The 23,472-nt window shown below is 64.9% G+C and carries 18 protein-coding genes; 9 read left to right on the top strand and 9 right to left on the bottom strand.

What is annotated here, in order from left to right; genetic code table 11:
- Positions 1–113 precede the first annotated feature (113 nt).
- From fahA to IVA74_RS15285, 5 genes are all read right to left on the bottom strand, one after another.
- Positions 114–1,385, bottom strand: coding sequence for a fumarylacetoacetase (gene fahA / locus IVA74_RS15265; protein ID WP_247345070.1), 1,272 nt, complete (start codon positions 1,383–1,385; stop codon positions 114–116).
- A 154-nt stretch (positions 1,386–1,539) separates the two neighbouring features.
- Positions 1,540–2,886, bottom strand: a complete 1,347-nt coding sequence (gene hmgA / locus IVA74_RS15270; protein ID WP_247345074.1) for a homogentisate 1,2-dioxygenase — start codon at positions 2,884–2,886, stop codon at positions 1,540–1,542.
- Positions 2,887–2,888: 2 nt separating this feature from the next.
- On the bottom strand, positions 2,889–3,842 hold the full coding sequence (locus IVA74_RS15275) for an MBL fold metallo-hydrolase (protein WP_247345077.1): 954 nt from the start codon (positions 3,840–3,842) through the stop codon (positions 2,889–2,891).
- Positions 3,843–3,865: 23 nt separating this feature from the next.
- Positions 3,866–4,090, bottom strand: a complete 225-nt coding sequence (locus tag IVA74_RS15280) for a DUF2783 domain-containing protein (protein WP_247345080.1) — start codon at positions 4,088–4,090, stop codon at positions 3,866–3,868.
- An 8-nt stretch (positions 4,091–4,098) separates the two neighbouring features.
- Positions 4,099–5,742, bottom strand: a complete 1,644-nt coding sequence (locus tag IVA74_RS15285; protein WP_247345083.1) for an FAD-dependent oxidoreductase — start codon at positions 5,740–5,742, stop codon at positions 4,099–4,101.
- A 110-nt stretch (positions 5,743–5,852) separates the two neighbouring features.
- On the opposite strand from IVA74_RS15285, the gene IVA74_RS15290 reads away from it, so the two are divergent.
- Positions 5,853–6,392: a MarR family transcriptional regulator gene (locus tag IVA74_RS15290; protein WP_247345086.1), complete on the top strand. Its 540-nt coding sequence runs from the start codon at positions 5,853–5,855 to the stop codon at positions 6,390–6,392.
- On the opposite strand, the gene IVA74_RS15295 is transcribed toward IVA74_RS15290, so the two are convergent.
- Positions 6,393–7,199 carry an N-acyl homoserine lactonase family protein gene (locus IVA74_RS15295; RefSeq protein ID WP_247345089.1) on the bottom strand — a complete coding sequence of 269 codons (807 nt, stop codon included), beginning with the start codon at positions 7,197–7,199 and terminating at the stop codon, positions 6,393–6,395. It lies immediately after the preceding gene.
- A gap of 373 nt (positions 7,200–7,572) precedes the next feature.
- Between IVA74_RS15295 and IVA74_RS15300 the strand changes: the two genes are divergently transcribed.
- From IVA74_RS15300 to IVA74_RS15320, 5 genes are all read left to right on the top strand, one after another.
- Positions 7,573–9,072, top strand: coding sequence for a caspase family protein (locus tag IVA74_RS15300; RefSeq protein WP_247345093.1), 1,500 nt, complete (start codon positions 7,573–7,575; stop codon positions 9,070–9,072).
- 143 nt (positions 9,073–9,215) lie between these two features.
- On the top strand, positions 9,216–9,887 hold the full coding sequence (locus tag IVA74_RS15305; RefSeq protein WP_247345096.1) for an OmpA family protein: 672 nt from the start codon (positions 9,216–9,218) through the stop codon (positions 9,885–9,887).
- Positions 9,888–10,045: 158 nt separating this feature from the next.
- Entirely contained in the window at positions 10,046–10,975 is a 930-nt protein-coding gene (locus tag IVA74_RS15310) for an efflux RND transporter periplasmic adaptor subunit (protein ID WP_247345100.1), read from the top strand.
- Positions 10,975–14,124 carry an efflux RND transporter permease subunit gene (locus tag IVA74_RS15315; RefSeq protein WP_247345103.1) on the top strand — a complete coding sequence of 1,050 codons (3,150 nt, stop codon included), beginning with the start codon at positions 10,975–10,977 and terminating at the stop codon, positions 14,122–14,124. The genes IVA74_RS15310 and IVA74_RS15315 overlap by 1 nt, the downstream gene beginning before the upstream one ends.
- 64 nt (positions 14,125–14,188) lie before the next feature.
- The gene (locus IVA74_RS15320; protein WP_247345106.1) at positions 14,189–14,428 is read left to right on the top strand and encodes a DUF433 domain-containing protein; all 240 of its coding nucleotides are present in this window, start codon (positions 14,189–14,191) and stop codon (positions 14,426–14,428) included.
- An 11-nt stretch (positions 14,429–14,439) separates the two neighbouring features.
- On the opposite strand, the gene IVA74_RS15325 is transcribed toward IVA74_RS15320, so the two are convergent.
- The gene (locus IVA74_RS15325; RefSeq protein ID WP_247345109.1) at positions 14,440–15,114 is read right to left on the bottom strand and encodes a Crp/Fnr family transcriptional regulator; all 675 of its coding nucleotides are present in this window, start codon (positions 15,112–15,114) and stop codon (positions 14,440–14,442) included.
- Between the two features lie 261 nt (positions 15,115–15,375).
- On the opposite strand from IVA74_RS15325, the gene IVA74_RS15330 reads away from it, so the two are divergent.
- From IVA74_RS15330 to IVA74_RS15340, 3 genes are all read left to right on the top strand, one after another.
- Positions 15,376–17,442: an AsmA family protein gene (locus IVA74_RS15330; RefSeq protein ID WP_247345112.1), complete on the top strand. Its 2,067-nt coding sequence runs from the start codon at positions 15,376–15,378 to the stop codon at positions 17,440–17,442.
- Positions 17,443–17,692: 250 nt separating this feature from the next.
- Positions 17,693–20,140, top strand: coding sequence for an adenylate/guanylate cyclase domain-containing protein (locus tag IVA74_RS15335; RefSeq protein ID WP_247345114.1), 2,448 nt, complete (start codon positions 17,693–17,695; stop codon positions 20,138–20,140).
- A gap of 297 nt (positions 20,141–20,437) precedes the next feature.
- A complete protein-coding gene (locus IVA74_RS15340; protein ID WP_247345117.1) occupies positions 20,438–20,983 on the top strand; it encodes a hypothetical protein in 546 nt (181 codons plus the stop codon).
- On the opposite strand, the gene IVA74_RS15345 is transcribed toward IVA74_RS15340, so the two are convergent.
- Together IVA74_RS15345 and IVA74_RS15350 are read right to left on the bottom strand one after the other, a co-directional pair.
- Entirely contained in the window at positions 20,984–22,252 is a 1,269-nt protein-coding gene (locus IVA74_RS15345; RefSeq protein ID WP_247345120.1) for a Spy/CpxP family protein refolding chaperone, read from the bottom strand. It lies immediately after the preceding gene.
- A gap of 157 nt (positions 22,253–22,409) precedes the next feature.
- Complete coding sequence (locus IVA74_RS15350) at positions 22,410–23,432, bottom strand: LysM peptidoglycan-binding domain-containing protein (protein ID WP_247345124.1); 1,023 nt, start codon at positions 23,430–23,432, stop codon at positions 22,410–22,412.
- Positions 23,433–23,472 lie beyond the last annotated feature (40 nt).

Here is a 23,472-nt window from a genome sequence, read left to right on the forward strand (position 1 = left end):
CACGCCGTCATTGCGAGGAGCCCTTGCGACGAAGCAATCCAGAATTCTCTCCGCGGAAAGATTCTGGATTGCTTCGCTACGCTCGCAATGACGGGTTTATGGGATGGCGCCACTTACTCCGCCGCCAAAACCGTCCCCTCGACCTCGCCGAAACCGACGCGATAGCCCTCGCCCTGGCACCAGCCGCGCATGATGAGGCTGTCGCCGTCTTCCAGGAATGACCGCTTGATGCCGCCGGGCAATTCGACCGGCTCGGTGCCGTTCCAAGAGATCTCCAGAAGACTGCCGCGCTGGCTTTTCTCCGGGCCGGAGATCGTGCCGCTCCCCAGGAGATCTCCGACATTCATGGCGCAGCCGGAGGAGGCGTGGTGCATCAGTTGCTGCACCGAGGACCAGTACATGTACTTGAAGTTGGTGCGACTGATGCCGGCAGGCGCGTTGGCGCCGGCGGCGCGCAAGGAGACGTCGAGCTCGAGATCGTAGTTCTGCGGCCTGCCCTGCTTGAGATAATCGAGCGGCGCTGGCTCCTGCTCGGGCCCCTTCAGCCGGAACGGCTCCAGCGCCTCGCGCGTCACCACCCACGGGCTGATCGAGGTCGCGAACGCCTTGGCGAGGAACGGACCGAGCGGCACATATTCCCATTGCTGGATGTCGCGCGCGCTCCAATCGTTAAGCAGCACGAAACCAAAAATCATCTCCTCGGCCTGTTGCTCCGTGAGCATGCCGCCCATGGCTGAGGGCTGGCCGACCACGACACCCATCTCCAGCTCAAAATCGAGCCGCTTGCACGGGGCGAAGCTCGGCACCTCGACGTTCGGCGGCTTCAGCTGCCCGCGCGGGCGCTTCACCTTGGTGCCGGAGACCACGACGGTGGAGGCGCGCCCGTTATAGCCGATCGGCATATGGAGCCAGTTCGGCTGCAGCGCATTGTCCTTGCCGCGGAACATGACGCCGACATTGGTGGCGTGCTCTTTCGAGGAATAAAAGTCGGTGTAACCTGAGATCGTGAACGGCAGATGCAGTTTTGCATCACGCATCGGCACCAAGGCCTGCTTGCGCAGCTCCTCATTGTCGCGCAGCTCCGGATGATCGTGACGCAAAAGCTCGCTGATCCGCGCGCGCGTCTTCGTCCAGACCTTCGGTCCCAGCGCCAAGAAAGAATTGAGCGACGACGTCGAGAACACGCCAAGCGGCCCGACATCGAGGCGCGAATCCTGCTCGAGCTCCCAGAGATCAAGCACGCAATTGCCGATCGCCACGCCGACGCGCGGCGTCGGATTGGCCGCGGTCGAGAACACCCCGTAAGGCAGATTCTGGATCGAAAAATCGGAGGTGGGATCGACGTCGATGAAGGAGCGGAGGCTGGGGTCGTTGGGATGGGACACGGGATTCTCCGAACTCGAGACCGCCATGGCCGGGCTTGTCCCGGCCATCCACGATCTTTCTTCTGCGTTTCAACACGTGGATGCCCGGACATCTAGCGCGAAGACGCGCTTCGCGCTTCTGTCCGGGCATGACGACGGAGTGGGTGGCGCGGCGCTACGGCCTGCTCGGATCGAACCGCTTCGCGAGCCCCTTCCAGCAATCCGCGTAGTCGTCCTGCAACGTTGCGGCATTCGCCGCATGCGCGGTGACGCGTTGCGGGTAGCGGGTCTCGAACATGAAGGCCATGGTGCCCGTGAGCTTCACCGGCTTCAATTCGCCGTTGCTGGCGTGCTCGAAGGCGTCGCGGTCGGGACCGTGCGGCAGCATGCAATTGTGCAGCGAGATGCCACCCGGAACGAAACCCTGCGGCTTGGCGTCGTAAATCCCGTAGATCAAGCCCATGAACTCGCTCATGATGTTCATGTGATACCAGGGCGGGCGGAAAGTGTTGTCGGCGACCAGCCAGCGCTCGGGGAAGATCACGAAGTCGATATTCGCCGTGCCCGCCGTCTCCGACGGCGAGGTCAGCACGGTGAAGATCGAGGGATCGGGATGATCGAAGCCGATCGCGCCTACGGGAGAGAAGGTGCGCAGATCGTATTTGTAGGGCGCGTAATTGCCGTGCCAGGCGACCACGTCGATCGGCGAATGGGCAAGCTGGGTCTTGAACAACGAGCCGCCCCATTTCACAAAAAGCTCGGTCGGTGTGTCCTTGTCCTCGTAGTGCGCGACCGGCGTCAGGAAGTCGCGCGCATTGGCGAGGCAATTGGCGCCGATCGGCCCGCGCTCCGGCAGCGTGAAGGCGCCGCCGTAGTTTTCGCAGAGATAGCCGCGCGCCGGCCCGTTCGGAATCTCGACGCGGAATTTGACTCCGCGCGGAATTACAACGATCTCGCCGGGCTCGGCGTCGATGCGACCGAACTCGGTCACAACGCGCAGATTGCCCTGCTGCAGCACGAACATAAGCTCGCCGTCCGCATTGTAGAAGTGCTGGTCCACCATCGACTTGGTAATGAGATAGATATGCGCGGCCATGCCCGCCTGGGTGTTGACGTCTCCGGCCGTGGTCATGGTCTGCACGCCCTGAAGGAAAGTCATGTCCTCCTTCGGGATCGGCGCCGGGTCCCAGCGCAACTGCGCGATCGGCAGATCGTGTTCATGGCACGGCGCCGAACGCCACAGGCCCTCGTCGGCCCTCTCGAAACGGCCCGAATGTTTCACCGACGGGCGAATGCGATAGAGCCATGAGCGCTCATTGGTGCCGCGCGGCGCCGTGAAGGGGGAGCCGGACAACTGCTCGGCATAGAGGCCATAGGCGCAGCGCTGCGGCGAGTTGCGCCCGATCGGAAGGGCGCCCGGCAGCGCCTCGGTCTCAAAGCTGTTGCCGAAGCCGGACATGTAGCCCGGCGTGACCTGGGCCGAGCTGCGAATGACCTGATCGGGCGAGGTGTTGATGTTCATGACTATCCTCCTTGCAGGGCGGCCCACATCTCCTGGTCGCGCTTGTCGGTCCAGATCACGGGGTCGTCGATCCCCGAGGCCTCGTCGAAGGCGCGCGATACATTGAACGGTAGGCAGTGCTCGTAGATGGCGAAGCCCTTGAATTTCGGATCCATCACCTCGCGCGTCGCGGCCATCGATTCCTTCAGCGTGCGGCCCTTGGCCACCGAGATTTCAGCGGCGCCATAGAGCGATGTGACAAAGTCGCGCGTCATCGCGATGGCTTCGCGCACCGTGGCTACCCCGTTGAGCGCATCGCCGCGGCCCGGCGCGATCGCCTTGGGATTGAAGTTGCGGATCTCGTTCAGCGTCAGCGGCCATTCGCGCAAATGCGCGTCGCCGCAATAGCAGGCCGAGTGATATTCGATGAGATCGCCGGAGAACATCACCTCGGCATCGGGCACCCAGGCGACGATGTCGCCCGAGGTGTGGCCCGCGCCAAGCTGCATCAGCCGCACCTCGCGCTTGCCGAGATAGATCGACATCTCGCCTTCGAAGGTCAGCGTCGGCCAGGTCAGGCCGGGAATGCTCGAGGCGTCCTGGAACAGGCGCGGGAAGCGGCCATATTCGGAATCCCAATCCTGCTGGCCGCGCTCCTCGATCAGCCGATGGGTCTCCTGCGAAGCGACGATGCCCTGCGCCTTGTAGGCGGAGGCGCCGAGTACGCGCACGGCGTGATAATGCGACAGCACGACATATTTGATCGGCTTGTCGGTGACGGTGCGGACGCGCTCGATCACCTTGTTGGCCATCGCCGGCGTCGATTGCGCGTCGAACACCAGGCAGCCGTCGTCACCGACGATGATTGCCGTATTCGGGTCGCCCTCCGCCGTAAAGGCGTAGAGATCGGTGCCGATCTCCGAAAAGGTGATCTTCTTCTCGGAGAGATCGCCGGTGGACGCGAAGTTCTTCGCCATTAATTCGTTCCTTTGGACATTCGTTATTGCTGTTGTTGCTGCTGCTGCTGGCCATCGATCATGCGCCGCTTGGCGAGCAAAATCGCGTCCCGCAGCACCTCGATATCGCCGATATGATTGGCGAGGATCAGCACCAGCGCCGCGTCGAAATCGGCGCTTTGCTCGTCGGTGAAGCCACGATGCGCCTCGACGATGGCGCGAAAGGCGTCGTCGGGCTGCGCAAAGTTGGAGCTGGTGGAAAGCGGCATGCGAATCCTCAATTCAAGCCTTGCTCATTCAAGCCTTGGGCGCGTGACAGCGCTGCCGCGACGCCAGCGCGCGTCGGGTGGCGAAATCGCGCCGCGACATAACCGTCCGGCCTTAGTAGGTAGGCTGAGCCTGGTTCCGCATCATAGCGCTTTGCGGTGAGCCCCGCCGGATCCGCGAGCCCGTCCTCACCGCCGATGCAGATGTCCTTCACACCAACAGGCGCCTCAAACGCCGCGCCATTGCTGAACGACAGCAATGTGAAATCCGTTCCGCCCTGACTGAATGCATCCGTCAAATAGGCTTGCTCGCCAGCGCGCGTCGCAACGGGGGCATCGAGCATCGAACAGCCGGGGAGCGGTCCACCACGCCACGCATCCGCATCGGGCGACAACAGCGGCGAGTCATAGCTGCACGGCACCGAGAGCCTGCCGCCATTGACCATGCGCTTGCCGAACTCGGTCTCTTTCGCCAGCGACAGCACCGCCTTGCGCAGCCGCGCCTCCTGGCGCGTGTTCGGCGCCATGAAATCGGTCGAGCGGGTGGATTCGCGGATGTTCTCGTCGGCGGCGAGACTGCGCTCGACATGATAGCTCTCGAGCAGGCTCGCGGGCGAGGTCCCGCGCAGCACGCGGTCGAGCTTCCAGGCGAGGTTTTCGGCGTCCTCAAGTCCGGAATTGGCGCCGCGCGCGCCGAACGGCGAGACCTGGTGCGCGGAGTCTCCCGCAAAAATCACACGGCCATGGAGGAAGCGGTCCATCCGCCGGCACTGGAATTTGTAGAGCGAGATCCACTCGAACTCGAACTTGTCGTGGCCGAGCATGCGCGCGATCCGCGGCCGCACGTTCTCGGGCTTCTTCTCGGTGAGAGGATCGGCGTCGCGGCTGAGCTGGAGGTCGATGCGCCAGACATCGTCGGGCTGTCGGTGCAACAGCGCCGAACGCCCCGCATGAAACGGCGGATCGAACCAGAACCAGCGCTCGGTCGGAAATTCCGCGGTCATCTTGACGTCGGCGATCAGGAACTGATCCTCGAACACCTGGCCGGCGAAGTCGGCGCCGACCATCTGCCGCAGCGAGGAGCGCGCGCCGTCGCAAGCGATGACATATTGTGCGTGCAGGTAATAGTTGCCTTCGGGCGTCACGATGGTCAGCGCAACGGAATCGTTGCGTTGCTCCAGCGCCGTCACCTGGTTGCGCCAGCGCAGGTCGATGCCCGGGAGGTCCTGCACGCGATCGGCCAGGTAGGCTTCCGCGTAATATTGCTGGAGGTTGATGAAGGCAGGCCGCTTGTGACCGTCTTCCGGCAGCAGGTTGAACTGGTAGAGCTGGGACTCGCCGTGGAAGATGCGGCCGACGCTCCAGACCACGCCCTTCTCGACCATGCGGTCGCAGACGCCGAGCCGATCCCAATATTCCAGCGAACGTTTCGAGAAGCAGATCGCGCGCGAGCCTTCGCCGATACGATCGGCGTCATCCAGAAGGACGACGCGCTGGCCGCGCTGGGCGAGGTCGATCGCCAGCGACAGCCCGACCGGGCCAGCGCCAACGATCACGACCGGATGCTCGGCCGGGCCCTGGCCGGGACGATTCTGATCGGGGTGGCGGCGATAGCCGAACTGGGTTTTGGCCTGCTGGGTCTTGGCTTGCGCCATGCGCTAACCTCGGCTCTGGTCAGGAGAGGACCGATCTGCTAGATAGTCTCACGTGCAACCATTTTGGACCGGTGCCGGCCGGCCGTCAACTGGAATTCGGAGCGCTCTCCTTGGCGAGGACATCCAGCGACATCGCGCTGAAGACACGGGTGGACGAGGCTTTGCCCATTCCACAAATACGGCTCGACCTGTTCAAGTTCGCGCCGTTCCGGTTGAACCGGCTCGCGGCGGAGGTCAGTGCCGCGCTTTCGGTCGAATATCAGGAACGTCACGGCCTCGATATCCCGGCCTGGCGCGTGATCGCGACGCTCGGCTTCCGCAACGATGCCTGCAGCGCGCAATACGTCGCGCAATGCACCCGCACGCATAAATCCACCATCAGCCGCGCGGTGACCATGCTGCTGCACCAGGGGTTGATCGAGCGCGTCGAGAACGAAGCCGACCGCCGCGAATTCCGCCTGCGGCTGACAAAGAAGGGGCGCACGCTCTACGAGGAGCTGTTTCCGCAATTGCTGCGGCGGGAAGACGAGATCCTCGCCTGCCTCACCGCGCAGGAGCGCAAGCAATTCTCAGCGCTGCTCGGCAAGATCGAACAGAGCCTCGACCTGATCCAGACCAGCGAAGAGGCCGACGCCAAGCAGGCGTATTGATCACTTCGCAAACGACCGCGACGGCGGCAAATGCAGCGCCCAGGCATCGACCTTGTCGCTGGCGCGCGGATAGATCTCGGTCACGATCGGATCGTGGCCGGGAATGAACCGGTCGGGATGGCCGGCGAGCCGCTCGATCATCTCCCAGCCCTGCGCCATGTCGCCGATGTTGTAGACGATCGGAAAAGGGCTCCGGCGCTGGAGGTTGGCGTAATAATGCGCGGCATCGGACGCCAGCACCACCGGTCCGCGCGCGGTCTCGACCCTCACCACCTGCAAGCCGTCCGAATGGCCGCCGACGCGGTGGACGGTGACGCCGGGCGCGACCTCGCCGTCGCCGGAATAGAAATTGACGCGCTCGCCATAGACATGGCGGACCATCTGCGTGACGTGCTCGACCGAGAACGGATGTCGCAGCAGTCCGTTGCACATGCAGCGGCCCGTCGCGTAAGCCATCTCGCGCTCCTGGAGATGGAAGCGCGCGTTCGGGAAGCGGTCGAGATTGCCGGCGTGGTCGTAATGCAGATGTGTCACGATGATGTCGCGAATGCTCGATGCCGCGACACCAAAGCGCTCCAGTGCATCGACCGGATTGAGCGTCAGCTTGCGCGCCCGCGCGGTCGCTTCCTCGGCATTGAAGCCGGTATCGACCAGGATGTCGCGGCCGCCACCGCGGATCAGCCAGACGAAATAGTCGAGATCCTGCGCCGCGCTGTCATGCGGATCGGGCGCAAGGAAGTTCATATTGGGGGTGCGCGGCGACATCGTCGCATAGCGCAGTGCGTAGATTTCGTAGGCGTTTCCCATGCTCTTGATCTTGCTCTTTTTCCGGATGGACCTTCAGGGGCGATCGATGGCACCAAGCCATTGTCCGCCGCAAAGGTCAAACATCGGAGGTTGCGATGGACGCCGGTCGGCAATGTGAGACCAATCACATTGTTGTCGCCATGGCTGCCCTAACATGCAGCCGTAATGGCAACCAGAATGCATCGAGTGGAATCGTGACTGCCCGTTTATTCCCCCGCAACGTGCCCATGCGTCGCGGTCAATTGTCGCGATACCGCCGAATTTGCAAGCAGTTGACGCCTCCCTTCCCCGGTTTGATAATGCACATTGCGTAAGTTAAGGTCGCCGCGGCGCAAGCTGGTAACGGCGCCTTTTTGGCTGGACCGCGCTGATTATGAAAATTCGCTTCCTTTTACTTCTGCCCTTGCTCGTGTCGCTCATCCCGACCGCTCCGTCGCTTGCGGCCGGCGATCGCTTTGCGCTGGTCATAGGCAATGCCAAATATCCGGACGCCGACGCCCCGCTGAAGGAACCGCTGAACGACGCGCGCGACGTCGCCGACGAGCTCAAGCGCGATGGCTTTTCCGTCGAGATCAATGAGAACCTGACCGGCGACGGCATGCGCCGCGCCTTCGACAAGCTGTACGGCAAGATCAAGCCGGGGGCGGTGGCACTGGTGTTCTTCAGCGGATTCGGCATCCAGTCGGCGCGGCAGAGCTATTTGCTGCCGATCGATGCGCAGATCTGGACCGAATCCGACGTGCGCCGCGACGGCATCAGCCTCGAAACCGTGCTTGGCGAGCTCAACACCCGCGGCGCCGGCGTCAAGATCGCGCTCATCGATGCTTCCAGGCGCAACCCGTTCGAGCGCCGGTTCCGCAGCTTCTCGGCCGGCCTCACCCCTGTTATCGCGCCGAACGGAACGCTGGTGATGTATTCGGCGGCACTGGCCTCGGTGGTGTCGGATGCCGGCGGCGAGCACAGCCTGTTCGTCCAGGAACTCCTCAAGGAAATCCGCGTCCCCGACCTGATGGCCGAGGAGACGCTGAACCGCACCAAGATGGGCGTCACCCGCGCCTCGCGCGGCGAGCAGGTGCCGTGGATATCCTCTTCACTGGCCGAAGATTTCTCGTTCATTCCGAGGGCCGGCGGATCGCGTCCGACAACGACGACGCCGCCCGCGGCTCCCGCTCCGCCGCCGGTCGTCGCCAACAACCCGCCGCCGGCTCCGCCTGCGCCACCGCCACCTGTGCTGCCGAAACCGGCCGACACGACGGCTGCTCCGTCACCGAAGCCGCAGGTCGACGCCGCCTTGCCGCCTCCTCCACCGCCGGTGAAACCGGCCGATCCCGTCACCGCTCCGAGCATGGATAGCGGGCCGAGTGCGGCCGTGCTGGCGGAGGACCCCACCATCAAGGGCCTGACGGCCAAGATCGCGGCCAATCCGGACGACGTGAACGCGCTTTACCGGCGCGGCCAGGTCTATGCCAGCAAGGGCGCCTATAACCTCGCCATCAAGGATTTTGACGAGTCGCTCCGGATCAACCCGAAGGACGTCGAGGCTCTGAACAACCGCTGCTGGACCCGCACCGTGGTCGGCGACCTCCAGGGCGGGCTGAAGGATTGCAACGAGGCCCTGCGGCTGCGACCGAACTTCGTCGACGCGCTGGACAGCCGGGGGCTCGTCAATTTGAAATCGGGAGCGGCCAAGAACGCCATCGCCGATTTCGACGCGGCCCTGAGGATCAATCCGCGCCTGACTTCCTCGCTGTTCGGACGCGGGATCGCCAAGCAGCGCAACGGCTCGGCCCAGGAAGGTGCGCTCGACATCGCCAATGCCAAGGCGATGGACCCGAACATTGTTCAGGAATTCGCAAGTTACGGAGTGCGTTGATATTTTTTAAGTCGAGGCCGATGTGCCTCGAACCCTCGGCGGCCCGGCGAAGACTAATCGGACGGATGCCGCAGGCCGCCTTTGGGGGGCTTATTGCAGGGATTTTGGAACCGCGCGAGCTGGCTGCTCAGGAGGGACTTGCTATGAGATTGGCTGCAAAGGGACTTACCGCAATCCTGTCCATCATCACCGTTGGCGCCGCGCTGTCGCTGACGATCCCGCTGGCATTCGCGGGCGACGACGGCAACAGCAAGAACGTCACCGATGACGAGATCGTCCGCGCGCTGGCGCCGCCGCCGAAAAAGCCGCTGACCCGCGGCCTTTCGATCGCTCCGCAGGCCGATCCCGCACCGAGTGCGGCGGAGACCAAGCTGATCCAGTCCGTACGCGGCCGCTCGACTCGTTCGCTGTCGTCGACCGAGCGTGAAGAAATCGCGTCGGTGGCCAAGGACAAGCCGAACATCGATCTGGAAATCACGTTCGACTACAACTCGGCCAATATCAGCACCAAATCGGTTGCCTCGGTACAGGCGCTCGGCCGCGCGCTGACCAGCCCCGACCTGAAAGGCTCGACCTTCGTGGTCGCCGGCCACACCGATGCCGCCGGCGGCGAGACCTATAATCAGGAACTGTCGGAGCGCCGCGCGGATTCGATCAAGCGCTACCTGGTCGACAAGTACAGCATCTCCGCAACCGACCTCGTCACCGTCGGCTACGGCAAGAGCAAGCTGAAGGACCCGGCCCAGCCGATGGCGGAGGTCAATCGTCGCGTGCAGGTCGTCAACATGGAAAACAAGACCACCGCATCGAAGTGACCACGACGTAATCCTTTGAAGTGACAAGTCGTGATGTGGTGTAAAGTCTCGCTTCCGGAGCGCGTCCCGCAGCCTTGCGGGACGCTGCTTTATTTCAGGGAAACGCTCTCTATGGGCCGAGTGCGGATGGCCGTGAGCCAGGCCAGGACGATCCGGCGATGAATCTCTCCGAATATCTCAAGCCGGCCGGAACGGTGGTCTTCGTCGTTGCGCTCGGCGTCGGCTATTATCTGTTCGAGCACCGGCATCGCCCCGAGGCCAAGGAAACGCCGAGCGAGGCGCTGGTCATCGTGACGAAGTCGACCAATGCCTGCTTCTCCGACCTGGTCCGGGTGACCGGCTTCTTCGTGCCGCGCCGCGAAGCCGTGGTCGTCGCCGATCAGGAGGGATCCAGGGTCACCGACCTCTTCGTCACCGAAGGCACGCTGGTCACCGACAATCAGGAGCTGGCGCGCCTGACGGCCCCGCCCCAGATCCCGGGCCAGCCGCAGCGGCCCGGCCCGCAAGGTCCGGTCTCGCTGAAGGCCTCTGCGCCGGGCCTCGTCACCGAGGTCCGCACCATCGTCGGTGCGCCGGCCTCGCCGCAGGCCGGTCCGATGTTCCGCATCGCCGTCAACAACGAGATCGAGCTCGACGCGCAGGTCCCGGCGGTGCACATGCCCAAGCTCAGCGCCGGCGCGACCGTGCGCATCAGCCGCGACGACTCGCCCGATTTGATCGGGCGAGTCAGGCTGGTGGCGCCCGAAATCGATCGCACCACCCAGCTCGGGCGCGTTCGCATCAGCGTCACCAACAATCCCTCGCTGAAGGTCGGCGTGTTCGCCCGCGCCTCGATCGATGCCAAGCGAAGCTGCGGCGTCGCGGTTCCCAAGACCGCGATCGACCATCTCACCGTGCAGGTCGTCAAAGGCAACATCGTCGAGACGCGCAAGGTACGGGTCGGACTGTCGTCCGACAGCGCCACGGAAATCCTGCAAGGCCTCGACGTCGGCGAAATCGTCGTGGCCGACGCCGGCTCTTCGCTGCATGACGGCGACCAGATCAAGACCATGTTCGCCGATGAACTCGATCGCACGCGGGTACGCTGATGGCTCTCAATATCTCGGCATGGTCGATCCGCAATCCGCTGCCGTCGGTGGTCTTTTCCGTCATCCTCCTGATCCTCGGCTGGGTGTCCTTCACCAAGCTCGCGGTGACACGGCTGCCCTCCGCCGACATCCCCGTGATCTCGGTCGCGGTATCGCAGTTTGGCGCCGCACCCGCCGAGCTTGAATCCCAGGTCACCAAGACCGTTGAAGACGCCGTCTCCGGTGTCGAAGGCGTCAGGCACATCACCTCGCAGATCACCGACGGCCTGTCGGTGACGACCATCCAGTTCGCGCTGGAGACCAACACCGACCGCGCGCTCAACGACGTCAAGGACGCGGTGACGCGCGTGCGCTCCAACCTGCCGCAGAACGTCACCGAACCGCTGATCCAGCGCGTGGACGTCATCGGCCTGCCGATCGTCACCTACGCCGCGATCTCGCCCGGCAAGACGCCGGAACAGCTCTCCTATTTCGTCGACGACGTGGTCAAGCGCGCGCTGCAGGGCGTGCGCGGCGTCGCCCAGGTCGAGCGCATCGGCGGTGTCGAGCGCGAGATCCTGGTCTCGCTCGATCCCGACCGCCTGCAGTCGATGGGGCTGACGGCCGTCAATGTCAGCCAAAGCCTGCGCGGCACCAATGTCGACGTCGCCGGCGGCCGCGCCGAGATCGGCAAGAACGACCAGGCGATCCGCACCCTCGCCGGCGCCAAGACGCTGAGCGACCTCGCAGGCACCATGATTCCGCTGTTCGGCGGCGGCGAGGTCCGGCTCGACGATCTCGGCACCGTGACCGACACCATCGCCGACCGCCGCACCTTCGCCCGCTTCAACGGCGAGCCGATCGTTGCGCTTGGCATCAAGCGCTCCAAGGGTGCCAGCGACGTGAAGGTGGCCGAGGCCGTGCAGAAGCGCATCGACTCGCTCAAGGCCACCTATCCCGACGTCGACCTGAAGGTGATCGACACCTCGGTCGAATATACCAACGGCAATTACCACGCGGCGATCTCGACCCTGTTCGAAGGCGCCATCCTCGCCGTCGTCATCGTGCTGTTGTTCCTGCGCGACCTGCGCGCCACCGTCATCGCCGCGATCTCGCTGCCGTTGTCGATCTTCCCGGCGTTCTGGGCGATGGACCTGCTCGGCTTCTCGCTGAACCTCGTCAGCTTCCTCGCCATCACGCTGTCGACAGGTATTCTGGTCGACGACGCCATCGTCGAGATCGAGAACATCGTCAGGCACATGAACATGGGCAAGTCGCCCTATCGTGCCGCCCTCGAAGCCGCGGACGAGATCGGCCTCGCGGTGATCGCGATCTCACTGACGATCATCGCGATCTTCGCACCCGCAAGTTTCATGTCGGGCATCGCCGGACAGTTCTTCAAGCAGTTCGGCATCACCGTCTCGGTGCAGGTGTTCTTCTCGCTGCTCGCGGCGCGCTTCGTCACGCCGGTGCTCGCCGCCTACTTCCTCAAACACGGCAATCACCAAGAGCCGCCGCCCGGCCGCGTGCTGCGGTCCTATCACAGGATCGTGGCCTGGTCGGTGAAGCACTATTTCATCACGGTGCTGGTCGGCTTCGGCGTCTTCGCCGCCTCGATCTGGAGCATCACGCTGCTGCCGCAGGGTTTTCTGCCGGCGCAGGACAGCTCGCGCTCACTGGTTGCCCTCGAGCTGCCGCCGGGCACCCAGCTCGCCTACACCGAAAAAGTCACCGAAGACATCGTCGCGCGGCTGCGCAAGCGACCTGAGGTGAAGAGCATCTTCGTCGACGGCGGGCGCGTTCCACCGGGCACCCAGGAAGTCCGGCGCGCCGCTTTGATCATCAACTACACGCCCAAGGACAGCCGCGACATCACCCAGCGCGAGCTTGAATTCTCGATCAGCCAGGAGCTGGAGAACATTCCAGACATCCGCTTCTGGTTCCTCGACGAGAACGGCCTGCGCGCCATCTCGCTGGTCGTGACCGGCGCGGACGCCAACATCGTCAACAACGTCGCCAGCGAGCTCGCGACGCAGATGAAGCGGATTCCGACCATCTCCAACGTGATCTCGGAAACCACGCTGGAGCGGCCCGAGCTGCGCGTCGAACCGCGCGCCGATCTCGCCGCGCGGCTCGGCGTCTCGACCGAAAGCCTGTCGCAGACCATCCGCGTCGCCACCATCGGCGACGTCGGACCCGCGCTCGCCAAATTTGACGTCGGCGATCGTCTGGTGCCGATCCGCGTGCAGCTCGAGGATGCCGCGCGCGGCAATCTCAAGACGCTCGAGCAGCTCCGCGTGCCGCTCGGCGAGCATGGCGAGAAGGGCGGCGTGCCGCTTTCGGTCATCGCCGACGTCAAGCTCGACCAGGGTCCGACCAGCATCAACCGCTATGATCGCGAGCGGCAAGCAACTGTCGCGGCCGATCTCGTCGGCTCCGCCGCGCTCGGCGACGCCACCAAGAAGATCTACGACCTGCCGGTCATGAAGAGCCGCCCGAAGGGCGTGAAGGTCTCACCCTCCGGCGATGCCGAAAGCCTGAATGAACTGTCCGAAGGCTTTGCCACCGCGATCACTGCGGGTCTGATGATGGTCTACGCCGTGCTGGTGCTGCTGTTCGGCACCTTCCTGCAGCCGATCACCATTCTGTTCTCGCTGCCGCTCTCGATCGGCGGCGCGATCGCGGCCCTGCTGATCACCGGCAAGCAGCTCACGACACCGGTGTGGATCGGCATCCTGATGCTGATGGGCATCGTCACCAAGAACGCGATCATGCTGGTGGAATTCGCCATCGAGTCCATTCGCGCCGGCACACCGCGTGAAGAAGCCATGATCGACGCAGGCATGAAACGCGCACGCCCGATCGTGATGACCACGATCGCGATGGCCGCCGGCATGATGCCAAGCGCGCTTGCGGTCGGCGCCGGCGGCGAGTTCCGCTCGCCAATGGCGCTCGCGGTGATCGGCGGCCTGATCTTCTCGACCATCCTGTCGCTGGTGTTCGTGCCCGCAATGTTCATGGTGATGGACGATCTCGGCGCCCTGATCTGGCGCTTCGGCAAGCGGCTGGTCGTGCACAGCGAGGATGCGGAGGACGCCGGTCATCACGGCGCTGCGCCGGCAGAGGCAGCGCCGGTGCCGAAGGGCATCGCGCACCCCGCAGCGGAGTAGATTCCGAAAAGGCGGGTCAGAGGCGCGCGCTGGCACAAGTCGGTCGCGCGCGTTAGCTTACGACATGGCTTTTGTGCGTATCACGATGGACCCAGCCTGCTGCACCGGCAAAGCCTGCATTCGCGGGCTGCGGTTTCCAGTCGCACGATTGCTCGGCCTGCTGGCAGTCGGCGAGACGCGCGAATCCATCCTCAATGACTACCCGTATCTGGAGCGTGAGGATATTGATGAGGCGTTGCGATACGCGGCCTCCCTCGCAGAGGACACAGTCGCCGATCTCCCTCGTACCTTCCAAGCGAAGTGAAGTCGCTCGACTTACTCGTTCCGCGCGATCGCCGTCAGCTTGGTCATGTTCCTCAGCAGGATGCGGCCGCGCTGGAGATCGAGGATCGCTTCCTTGCGCCAGGCCTGAAGCTGGCGGTTGACGCTCTCGCGCGCGGCACCTACGAAGACGCCGAGCTGCTCCTGCGAGATGTGCACCTCCGAGCCGAAATCGGCGGCGAGCGCGCAGAGGCGCCGCGCGAGGCGAACCGGCAGCGGCTGGAGCATGGACTCTTCCATGCGCTCGCTCTGCCAGCGGATGCGCTGGCACAGCAGCGCGATGATCTTGATCCCGACCTTCGGCTCGCGTTCGAGGAAAGCGAGAAAGTCTTCGCGCCGCAGCACGAACAGCTCGCTGGCTTCGCCCGCGGTCGCATCGGCGGTGCGGCTCTGGCCGTCCAGCACCGCGACCTCGCCGAACAGGTCACCCGGCCCCATGAAGTTCAGCGTCAGCCGGCTGCCGTCGGAGGAGCCGGTCTCGATACGGACCTGGCCTCGACGTACGCCGAACAGCGCGTCGCCGCCATCGCCCTTCTGGAATAGCACCTCGCCGTTCCCCAGATGCTGGGTGTGGCAGAGATTCGACAGCCGCTGGAGCTCGTCTGCGCCGAGATCGGCAAACATCGCGTTCATTTTCAGGATGACCGCAAATTCGGCCTGCTTGCTCATTTCAATGTCCTTGTGAATTTCCGTGGCCAGTGTCCCTGGCCCGTTTCCTTGGCAAATCGCTTGGAACCATCAACATCAGGGTCGCGTAAAACCGCGCCCGGGAAGTGTGTCATAAGTCACATAACTTTGCAGCACCCCAAGACTATTTTTACGCGCTTGGAGCCGCTTCCCGTCCCGGGATAAACTCAGGCGCAAAGGACGGGTGCAAATGACGGTCATCTGCCGGATTCGACGCCGATTGTCCGTCGCTGGAAAGCCGATATGAGAGCAGTGAAATTCGCCGGCGCTGCGGTGGCCGCCGTCATCATCGTGATCGCACTCCTGCTGGTGGTCGGGATCCCCTCGGGCTTCCTGACCTCGACGATTGCCTCGCGGGTGGAGAGCGCGACCGGCTATCGCCTGTCGATCGACGGCACCACCAGGATCAGCCTGTGGCCGACGCTGAACGTGACGCTGAACGACCTCACGCTTGCCGACCCCAAGGACCGCAGCGGCATCACGCGCCTGACCATCGACAGCGTGCAGGCCGACATGTCGCTTTCGAGCGTGTGGTCGGGCCGCCCGAAGATCAGCGAGCTCGTCGTCACCCATCCCGTGCTCTACCAGCCGCTGCTGCGTGAGCGCCTGCCGAATGCCGGCGGCGCGTCGAAGCCGATCGCGCTCGATACCGATGGCGCCACCATCGACCGCGTCAAAGTCACCGATGGCGAGATCGCATTCGCGCGCGTGCGCGACCGCGTCGAGAGCCGCATCAGCGCCGTCAATGCCGATGCGATCGTCGATCGCGACCGCAAGATCAACATCACCGGCACCGCGCGGGTCGGCGAGCACCCGACCAAGTTCGACATCAAGGCGACGACGCCGGCGCCGCCCGCCGACCGGCCGACCATTCCGGTGGATTTCGCCATCGACATGCCCGACGTGCTGAAGTCCCAGCTCGCAGGTCACGCCGAGATGCGGCTCAACGGCGATGTCGTGATGATCAACGGCGTGAACGGCACGCTCGGCGATGGCGCCTTCAACGGCTGGGCCTCGGTCGATATCGCGAGCAAGCCTCTGGTCAAGGTCGATCTCGACTTCCAGCGGCTCGCGATCCCGCTGGCGAAATCGCCGGAAGGCGCGTCCGGACAGCCCTGGAGCGATGCGCCGATCGACGTGTCCGGGCTCAATTATGTCGATGCGCAAATCAGGATCTCGGCGCACGAGGCCGTCATCGGCGATGCGCGCCTCGCGCCGCTGGCGATCGATGCAAAGCTCGCCGGCGGCGTACTGAAGGCCGGCACCGCCAATCTCGGCGCCTATGGCGGCGAGGTCTCGGGCGAAGTGATCCTAGATGCGACCAGCGGCGCGCCGAGCTTCGCCATGCATTCCGACCTCACCGGCGTGCGCGCGCTGCCGCTGCTCCAGGGCCTTGCCGAATTCGACCGGATCGACGGCAAGCTGCAGGCCAAGCTCGCGCTGCGCAGCGCCGGCACCAGCCAACGCGCCTTGATGGCGAACATGCAGGGCACCGCCTTCGTCACTTTCCAGGACGGCGCCATCCGGGGCATCAACATCGCGCAGATGATCCGCTCGCTGACGTCGGGCACGCTGTCCGGCTGGCAGGACAACCAGAACAACAGCCAGGAGCAGAGCACCGATCTGTCACAGCTCTCGGCGTCCTTCCGCATCGACAAGGGTCAGGCGGTGACGACCGATCTCAATCTGATCGGGCCACTGGTGCGACTCACCGGCGCCGGCACCATCGCGCTCGACACCAAAATGATGGGTTTTCGCGTCGAGCCGAAGCTGGTGATGACGACCGAAGGCCAGGGTCGCGCCTCCGAGCCGGTCGGCTTCGGCATCCCCGTGATGATCCAGGGCAGCTGGTCGCAGCCGCGTATCTATCCTGACATGAGCGGCATGCTGGACAATCCGGACGCCGCCTATGCCAAGCTGCGCGAGATGGGCAAGGGCCTGTTCGGCCCCGACGGCGCCGGGCTCGACAATATTTTGGGCAGCCTTGGTCTCGGCGGCACGACCGCGCCGGGTGGCGGCAATGCAGCCGGCAATGCCAATCCGCAAACCCAGCAGCCGGGACAGAACAATCCGCTCGGCGGCCCCTTGGGCGAGGCGATCGGCAATCTGATCCAGCAGGGACTTTCCAGCGGTGCGGCAACCGGCACGGGCAACGGAACGGCCACCGGCCGCAGCCGCAGCCTGCCAGCAACGCCATCGACACCGGCGCCTCAGGCCTCCCCCGCGCCCCCCGCCCAGGAGGACCCGCCGACGGCACCGCAGGACAGCCAGCCGATGAACGACGTGCTGCGGCAGCTCTTCAATCGATGATGGGCGGACCAACGCTCTGGACTCCACGCCAATCCCTTACCTCGGCCTTGTCTCACCCTGCTTCATCCGAACGGATGAGACTGCGACAATTCACCACCCGTCCGGCCCAAACCGGCGTCCCCAGCGGGTAACCAGGCCTGCCGGTCCACCGGTCGTCCGGTCCAAATTATGCTAGCAAATTATGCTAGAAGGACCGCTGGGCCCGTACAGGCCGTAGCGCCGGCGTCGATGGCGGCGCGAGAGGATCGGGATGGCGGGAGCGAACGAGAAGACACGGTTTCTGCGCGAGGGCCTGTTCGCCAAATACGTCGTCTCTCTCGTCGGCCTCGTCGTGTTCGTGCTCGCCGTCAACGGGGCGATGGAGAGCTGGATCTCCTACCGCGCCACCAAGACACAGCTGACTGACGGTCTCGAAGACAAGGCGCAGGCTGCCGCGCGGCGGATCGAGCAGTCGATCTCCGAGCTCGAGCGCCAGATCAGCTGGGTGACGCGGGCGAGCCAGGACACGATCGAGAAGCGCCGCGCCGACTACGCCCAGCTGCTGCACCAGGTCTCGGTCGTCAACCAGCTGTTCCAGCTCAACGGCGAGGGCCGCGAGGTGCTGCGCGTCTCGCGCCAGTCGACCACGACCGGCAGCAATGCCGACCTCTCCCGCGACATGCGCTTCACCGACACGGTCGCCCGCGGCGTCAGCTACGCGCCGGCGTGGTTCTCCGACCGGACGCCGTTCATGTCGATCTCGGTGGCGCATTCCGGTTTCAACGCCGGCGTCACTGTGGCCGAGCTCGACCTCAGCTTTCTCTCCGAGTACCTCACCGACGCCCAGGTCGGCAAGGCGGCCTTCGCCTATGTGGTCGATCCGCGCGGCCGCGTGCTGGCGACGTCGTCGAAGGGGCCGGACGTCGGCAAGGATTTGTCGAAGCTGCCGCAGGTGGCGGCCGCGGTCGCACCAGGCCACGAGCCCGACAATTCGGGCACCGACTTCAACGGCCATGCGGTGATGAGCGCCGCGAGCACCGTGCCGAAGCTCGGCTGGAGCGTGATGTTCGAGCAACCGACCACGCAGGCCCTGATGCCGATCCGCGACCAGCTGGTGCGTATCGCGCTGCTGATCGGCATGGGCCTGCTGATCGCGATCCTCGCCGGCACGCTGCTCGCCCGCCGCATGATCATTCCGATCACGGCGCTGCGCGACGGCGCGCACAAGCTCGGCGAGGGCGATTTCAGCCATCGCATCGACGTGCACACCTCCGACGAGCTGGAAGATCTCGCCGGCCAGTTCAACCGCATGGCCGGCCAGCTCCAGGAGACCTATTCGGACCTGGAGACCAAGGTCGAGGAGCGCACCCGCGATCTCGCGCAGTCGATCAACGAGCTCAAGGTGCTGGAAGAGGTCGGCCGCGCGGTCGCCGCCTCGCTCGATCTCAATGCCGTTCTGCCGACGATCGCCGCGCGCGCGATCGAGATCACCCATGCCGACGCGGTGCTGATCTACGGCTATGACGCGCAGGCGCGCCGCTTCAATCTGGTCGAGGCCAACGGCATCGACAAATCCGCCGATGGCGCCCATGTCACCATCGACGAAGGCCAGGACATCCTGAGCGATGCGGCCGGGAGCGGCGAACCGATCGCGATCGCCGATCTCGACCAGGCCGCCGGGCAGCCGCTGCGCGACGTCGCGATCGATGCCGGCTTCCACTCGGTGCTGGTGGTGCCGCTAGTGGACCAGCAGGGCACGCTCGGCTCGCTGGTGGTGCTGCGCCGCGCCAGCGGCGAGTTCGCCGCCAGCATCATCGGCCTGATGCGCACCTTCGCCAACCAGGCGGTGCTCGCGATGCGCAACGCGCGGCTGTTCACCGAGGTCGACCACAAGGGCCGCGAGCTCGCCGCTGCGCACGAGACCGTGCAGCAGCAGGCGGCAAAGCTCCAGGAGCAGACCGAGCAGCTGCGCAACTGGAACCGCTCGCTGGAGGAGCGCGTCGAGAAACAACTCGGCGAGATCGGCCGCATCAAGCGGCTCGAACGTTTCCTCGCCCCGCAAGTGGCGCAGCTGATCGCGTCCTCCGACGGCCACGACGCGCTGCTCGACAGCCACCGCCGCGAAGTCACCGTCGTGTTCTGCGATTTGCGCGGCTTCACATCATTCACGGAGGCGACCGAGCCGGAAGAGGCGATGAACGTGCTGCGCGAATATCACGCGGCACTCGGCGAGCTGATCCACCGCTACGAAGGAACGCTCGACCGCTTTGCCGGCGACGGCGTGATGATCCTGTTCAATGCGCCGATTCAATTCGCCGACCACACCAAGCGCGCGGTCAAGATGGCGGTGGAGATGCGCGACGTGATTGGCCAATTGACCGAGAAATGGAAGAACCGCGGCCACTCGCTCGGCTTCGGCGTCGGCGTCGCCATGGGCTACGCCACGCTCGGCCAGATCGGCTTCGAGCAGCGGCTCGAATATGCCGCGATCGGCAGCGTCACCAACCTCTCCTCCCGCCTCTGCGACGAAGCCAAGGCCGGCCAGGTCGTCGTCAGCCGGCGGGTCTACGGCATGGTCGAGCCCTGGGTCGAAGCCCGCGCGCTCGACGATCTCGTGCTCAAGGGCTTCAATCACCCCGTGCTCGCGATGGAGATTCTGTCGTGGCGCGAGGAGGTGGAGAACGTGGTGGATGCGGCGGCCGCAAGGCGGCGGATGTGAGTTTGCTTTGAACGACAGCTGAACTTGTAAGAAATTCTTACAAGTTGCCGCCGTCCCTCCAAACAAAAAGTGCGAAAACAACCCCATGCACAGTAGACGGCCGCTGCGAGATCAATGACTTACGCGGCTGCCGATGTTGGGGGCCGGCAGTTTGACACGTCGGGCAAAACACCGGCAGGATGGCATCATCCCCACGAACCACATCCCTCCTTCTCGCGACTAACGATCGCCTCAGCGACGGGGCGAAAATTCGGCGAGATGGTGCAGGCGCACCCCTCGCATCTGCGCCTCTCGCGCATGACTGTCATCCTTGATTACGAATATGCGGCGCTGCTGCTGACGAAGCATGAATACGAGGGTACGTTCGCGACGCCGCCCGCGCCGCTTCCGCTTGCGACGGCCGACCGGCCGCGCTGGCTCGATGTCGGCGGCGCCAGCGCTTTCTTCGAGGTTGCCGCGCCTTACGCGAAGAAGATGTTCGCGAGCCCTCCGCGCGCCGATCTGACCGAGACCCGCGCGATCGCGTTGCAGCCGCGTGCGAGCGATCCCAATGCCGGCAAGAGCCCGCAGGACGAGCACACGCGCCAAAATCCGCCGAGCGGCTATCAGATCTACTATTATTATGTCGGCGGCGTGCGGAGCCGCGACAATTTCCGCCTGCACGATTGGGGCAAGGAGCACGCCCACAATCATCTCGGCGGCACCATGCGGCCCTGCCAGGCGGTGCCGGAGATGAGCCCGTTCTACGTCGAGTTCGAGGAATATTTCGGCGGTTACAATTTTGCCGGCGGCAACGCGCAGCTCGACTTCAAGGACATAAAGTTCGACTGGGCGTGCGGGTGATCACACCCCGCGCTTCGGCCCGATCGCCTCGAAGCTGGCCTTCTGCTCGTCGCTTAGATCAGCCTCGAAATCATCGAGCGCGTCAGTGACGTCGTTCACCGCCTGCAGCATCGTCTCCAGCCGCGCCTTGGCAGTGGCAAGGCGGGCCTGCGGGGTCGGTGCTGCTTTTGACGGACAGGCGCTCAACGTCTCCATGGTGCGCAGCGTGGTGTCCTGAAGTACGTCGAGACGCGCGCGGGCGATGTCGTCGAGTTTGAGCGTGGACGCGATGTCGGCCGCGGGCCATTGCTGCTGCACGAGCTGCTCGTATTGGCGCTGCACTTTCTCATCGTAGCGGGGATCGCTGTCCGCCTGGCAGGCCGATGCCGCCTGGGGATTCTTTTGCTGGATCGACGCAAGCGCGGCGCTGCGGTCCTTGGCCAGCGCATCGAGCTTTGTCTTCTGGTCGTCGTTGAGGAGATCGACGAATTTTATCAGCGCAGGTGCAACCGCGTCCGTTGCCTTAATCATGGCCGCGAGGCGCTCGCGCATCAGACCGAGCCGCTCCATGGCCGTCGCAGGGACCTGCGTTGGGCAGGCGGCGCGGATCGTGTCGCGCGCCGCCTGCCAGGCGGTGGCGAGTTCGTCGAGCGCTGTGCGCTGCAATTCGTTCGGCTGCACGGCAGCGGCGATGCGGTCGACCGGCAGGCCGCCGGTGTCGCTGGCATCGCAGACAGTCTCGGCGGTCGGCACTCTCCGTCCGCGCCTGCCTTGCGGCGCGGCGTAGGCGGCAAGCTCGGTTACCGCATAGGGCGAAAAGATCGCGGCATAGATGTCGCCATAGCCATAGAGCGAGAGGCTGGTCGCATCGCCGAGGATGATTGCGGTGGTGAGGTCGTCATGCGCGAACGGCCAGAACACCGGGCCAGCCCAGCCGTAGCTGCCATCGGGGTGACGCCACCAGCCTTGCGGGCGCTTGCCGCCGTGCCAGCCCGACAGGGCAGCTTGCGCCGTGAGCGCCGCACGCATGATGTAGGGATTGGCAGGCTGCCCTCGCTCAACACCACGAGGATCTTGTGACCGCAGCGCTGCGGAGCGGTTGCGGCCGCCTCGCACCGCCATGCGCGCGTGGCGCAGGCGCGACAGGCCGATCACGTGGCCGACGGCGAAGCGCGCGACACCGAGCGGGCCGCCGCGCAATCCGAACTGCGCCTCGGCGCGATTTGGCAACAGCACCGCCAGCATCACGAGGGTTGCGCCCGTTAGCGCCAGCCCCAGCCTGGGGCCCATGCGTGATCTCGACATGGCCACTGACCTGTCCACCCTGGCCCTCCTCCGGCGCCGAGCGCGCATCGCGTCGCATCACGTTGACGCGCGGGGGAACCAAATGTTCCGGAAGCACACAGGGCAAAGCGTCGCAACGCGCATCGGCAGTGGCGAAGCGGTGTCACTCCGTCTTCTGCGGCACCACGAAGGTCTGGCCGGGATAGATCAAATTGGGGTTGTGAATCTTGGCGCGGTTGGCGTTGTAGATCACGGCAAAGCGGGCGCCGTCGCCATAAGCGAGCCGGCTGAGCGCCCAAAGGCTGTCGCCGCGGGAGATCACCCGGTTGCCGCCTGCTTCCGCCGGTGCACCACCGACGACGTCCGCCGGCGAGGCCGATGCAACGGTCGTGGCCGCAGGAGTCCGCGCCATGACCCCTGACACGCCCCTGGGTTTCAGTGCGCCCATCAATCTCGGCCGGGCCGCGGGCCTGTCCGATACCGATGCCACGACATCCGACTTGTCATCAGATTTCTCGGCCTTTGCCTCCTGCTTCGTATCTTGCCTCGCGGCCGGCACAGGGCGCGCGGGCGGCGGCGCGGCTTCGGCGATCGTCACCGGCATGCTGCGGCCGGATTGCGTGACGGTGCCGTCAGGCGATTTCGCCCGCAGGGTCAACTCATAGGAACCGGCAGGAAGCTGCGGCGGCGTCATCACGAATTGGCCCGATGCATCCGCCACCACCGTGTCGAGCGGCTTGCCGTCGCGCAGCAGCTCGACCTTGGCGCCCGGCGTCGCCTGGCCCGCGATCACTCCCGCCTCGCCGTGATCGTCGACGCGCGCGACGTCGAAACGGGGGCCGGTATCCGCAACCGCCGGCGGCGGCTTGACCGGCGCAAGATCGGCAAGCGCGGCGGTGACCTGCTTCTGGGTTTCGGCCAGCGCACCCGCCTTCGGCTCGGGGGCCGGCGCCGGAGACGCAGCTGGCGACGGCGGCGCGACGGCGGCGAGCTTTGGCTCTTCCGGCTTGAGTTCCGGCTTGGGTTCGACCTGTTCGACCTTGGCCTCCGGCCTGGCGGCGACCACGGTGTCGGTCTTCGCCCAGTTCGGCAGCAGGCGGCGCAGCTCGGTGGGGCCGATCACCAGCACGGTGCCGCCCACAGCGAGCAGACAGAATGCAATGAAGGCCTTGGATGCGATCGTCATCAGAAACGAACCTTGATCAGAAACGAAGCTTGCAAATCAG

Origin of the sequence: Bradyrhizobium sp. 132 (assembly GCF_023074185.1) — a bacterium.
GTDB lineage: Bacteria > Pseudomonadota > Alphaproteobacteria > Rhizobiales > Xanthobacteraceae > Bradyrhizobium.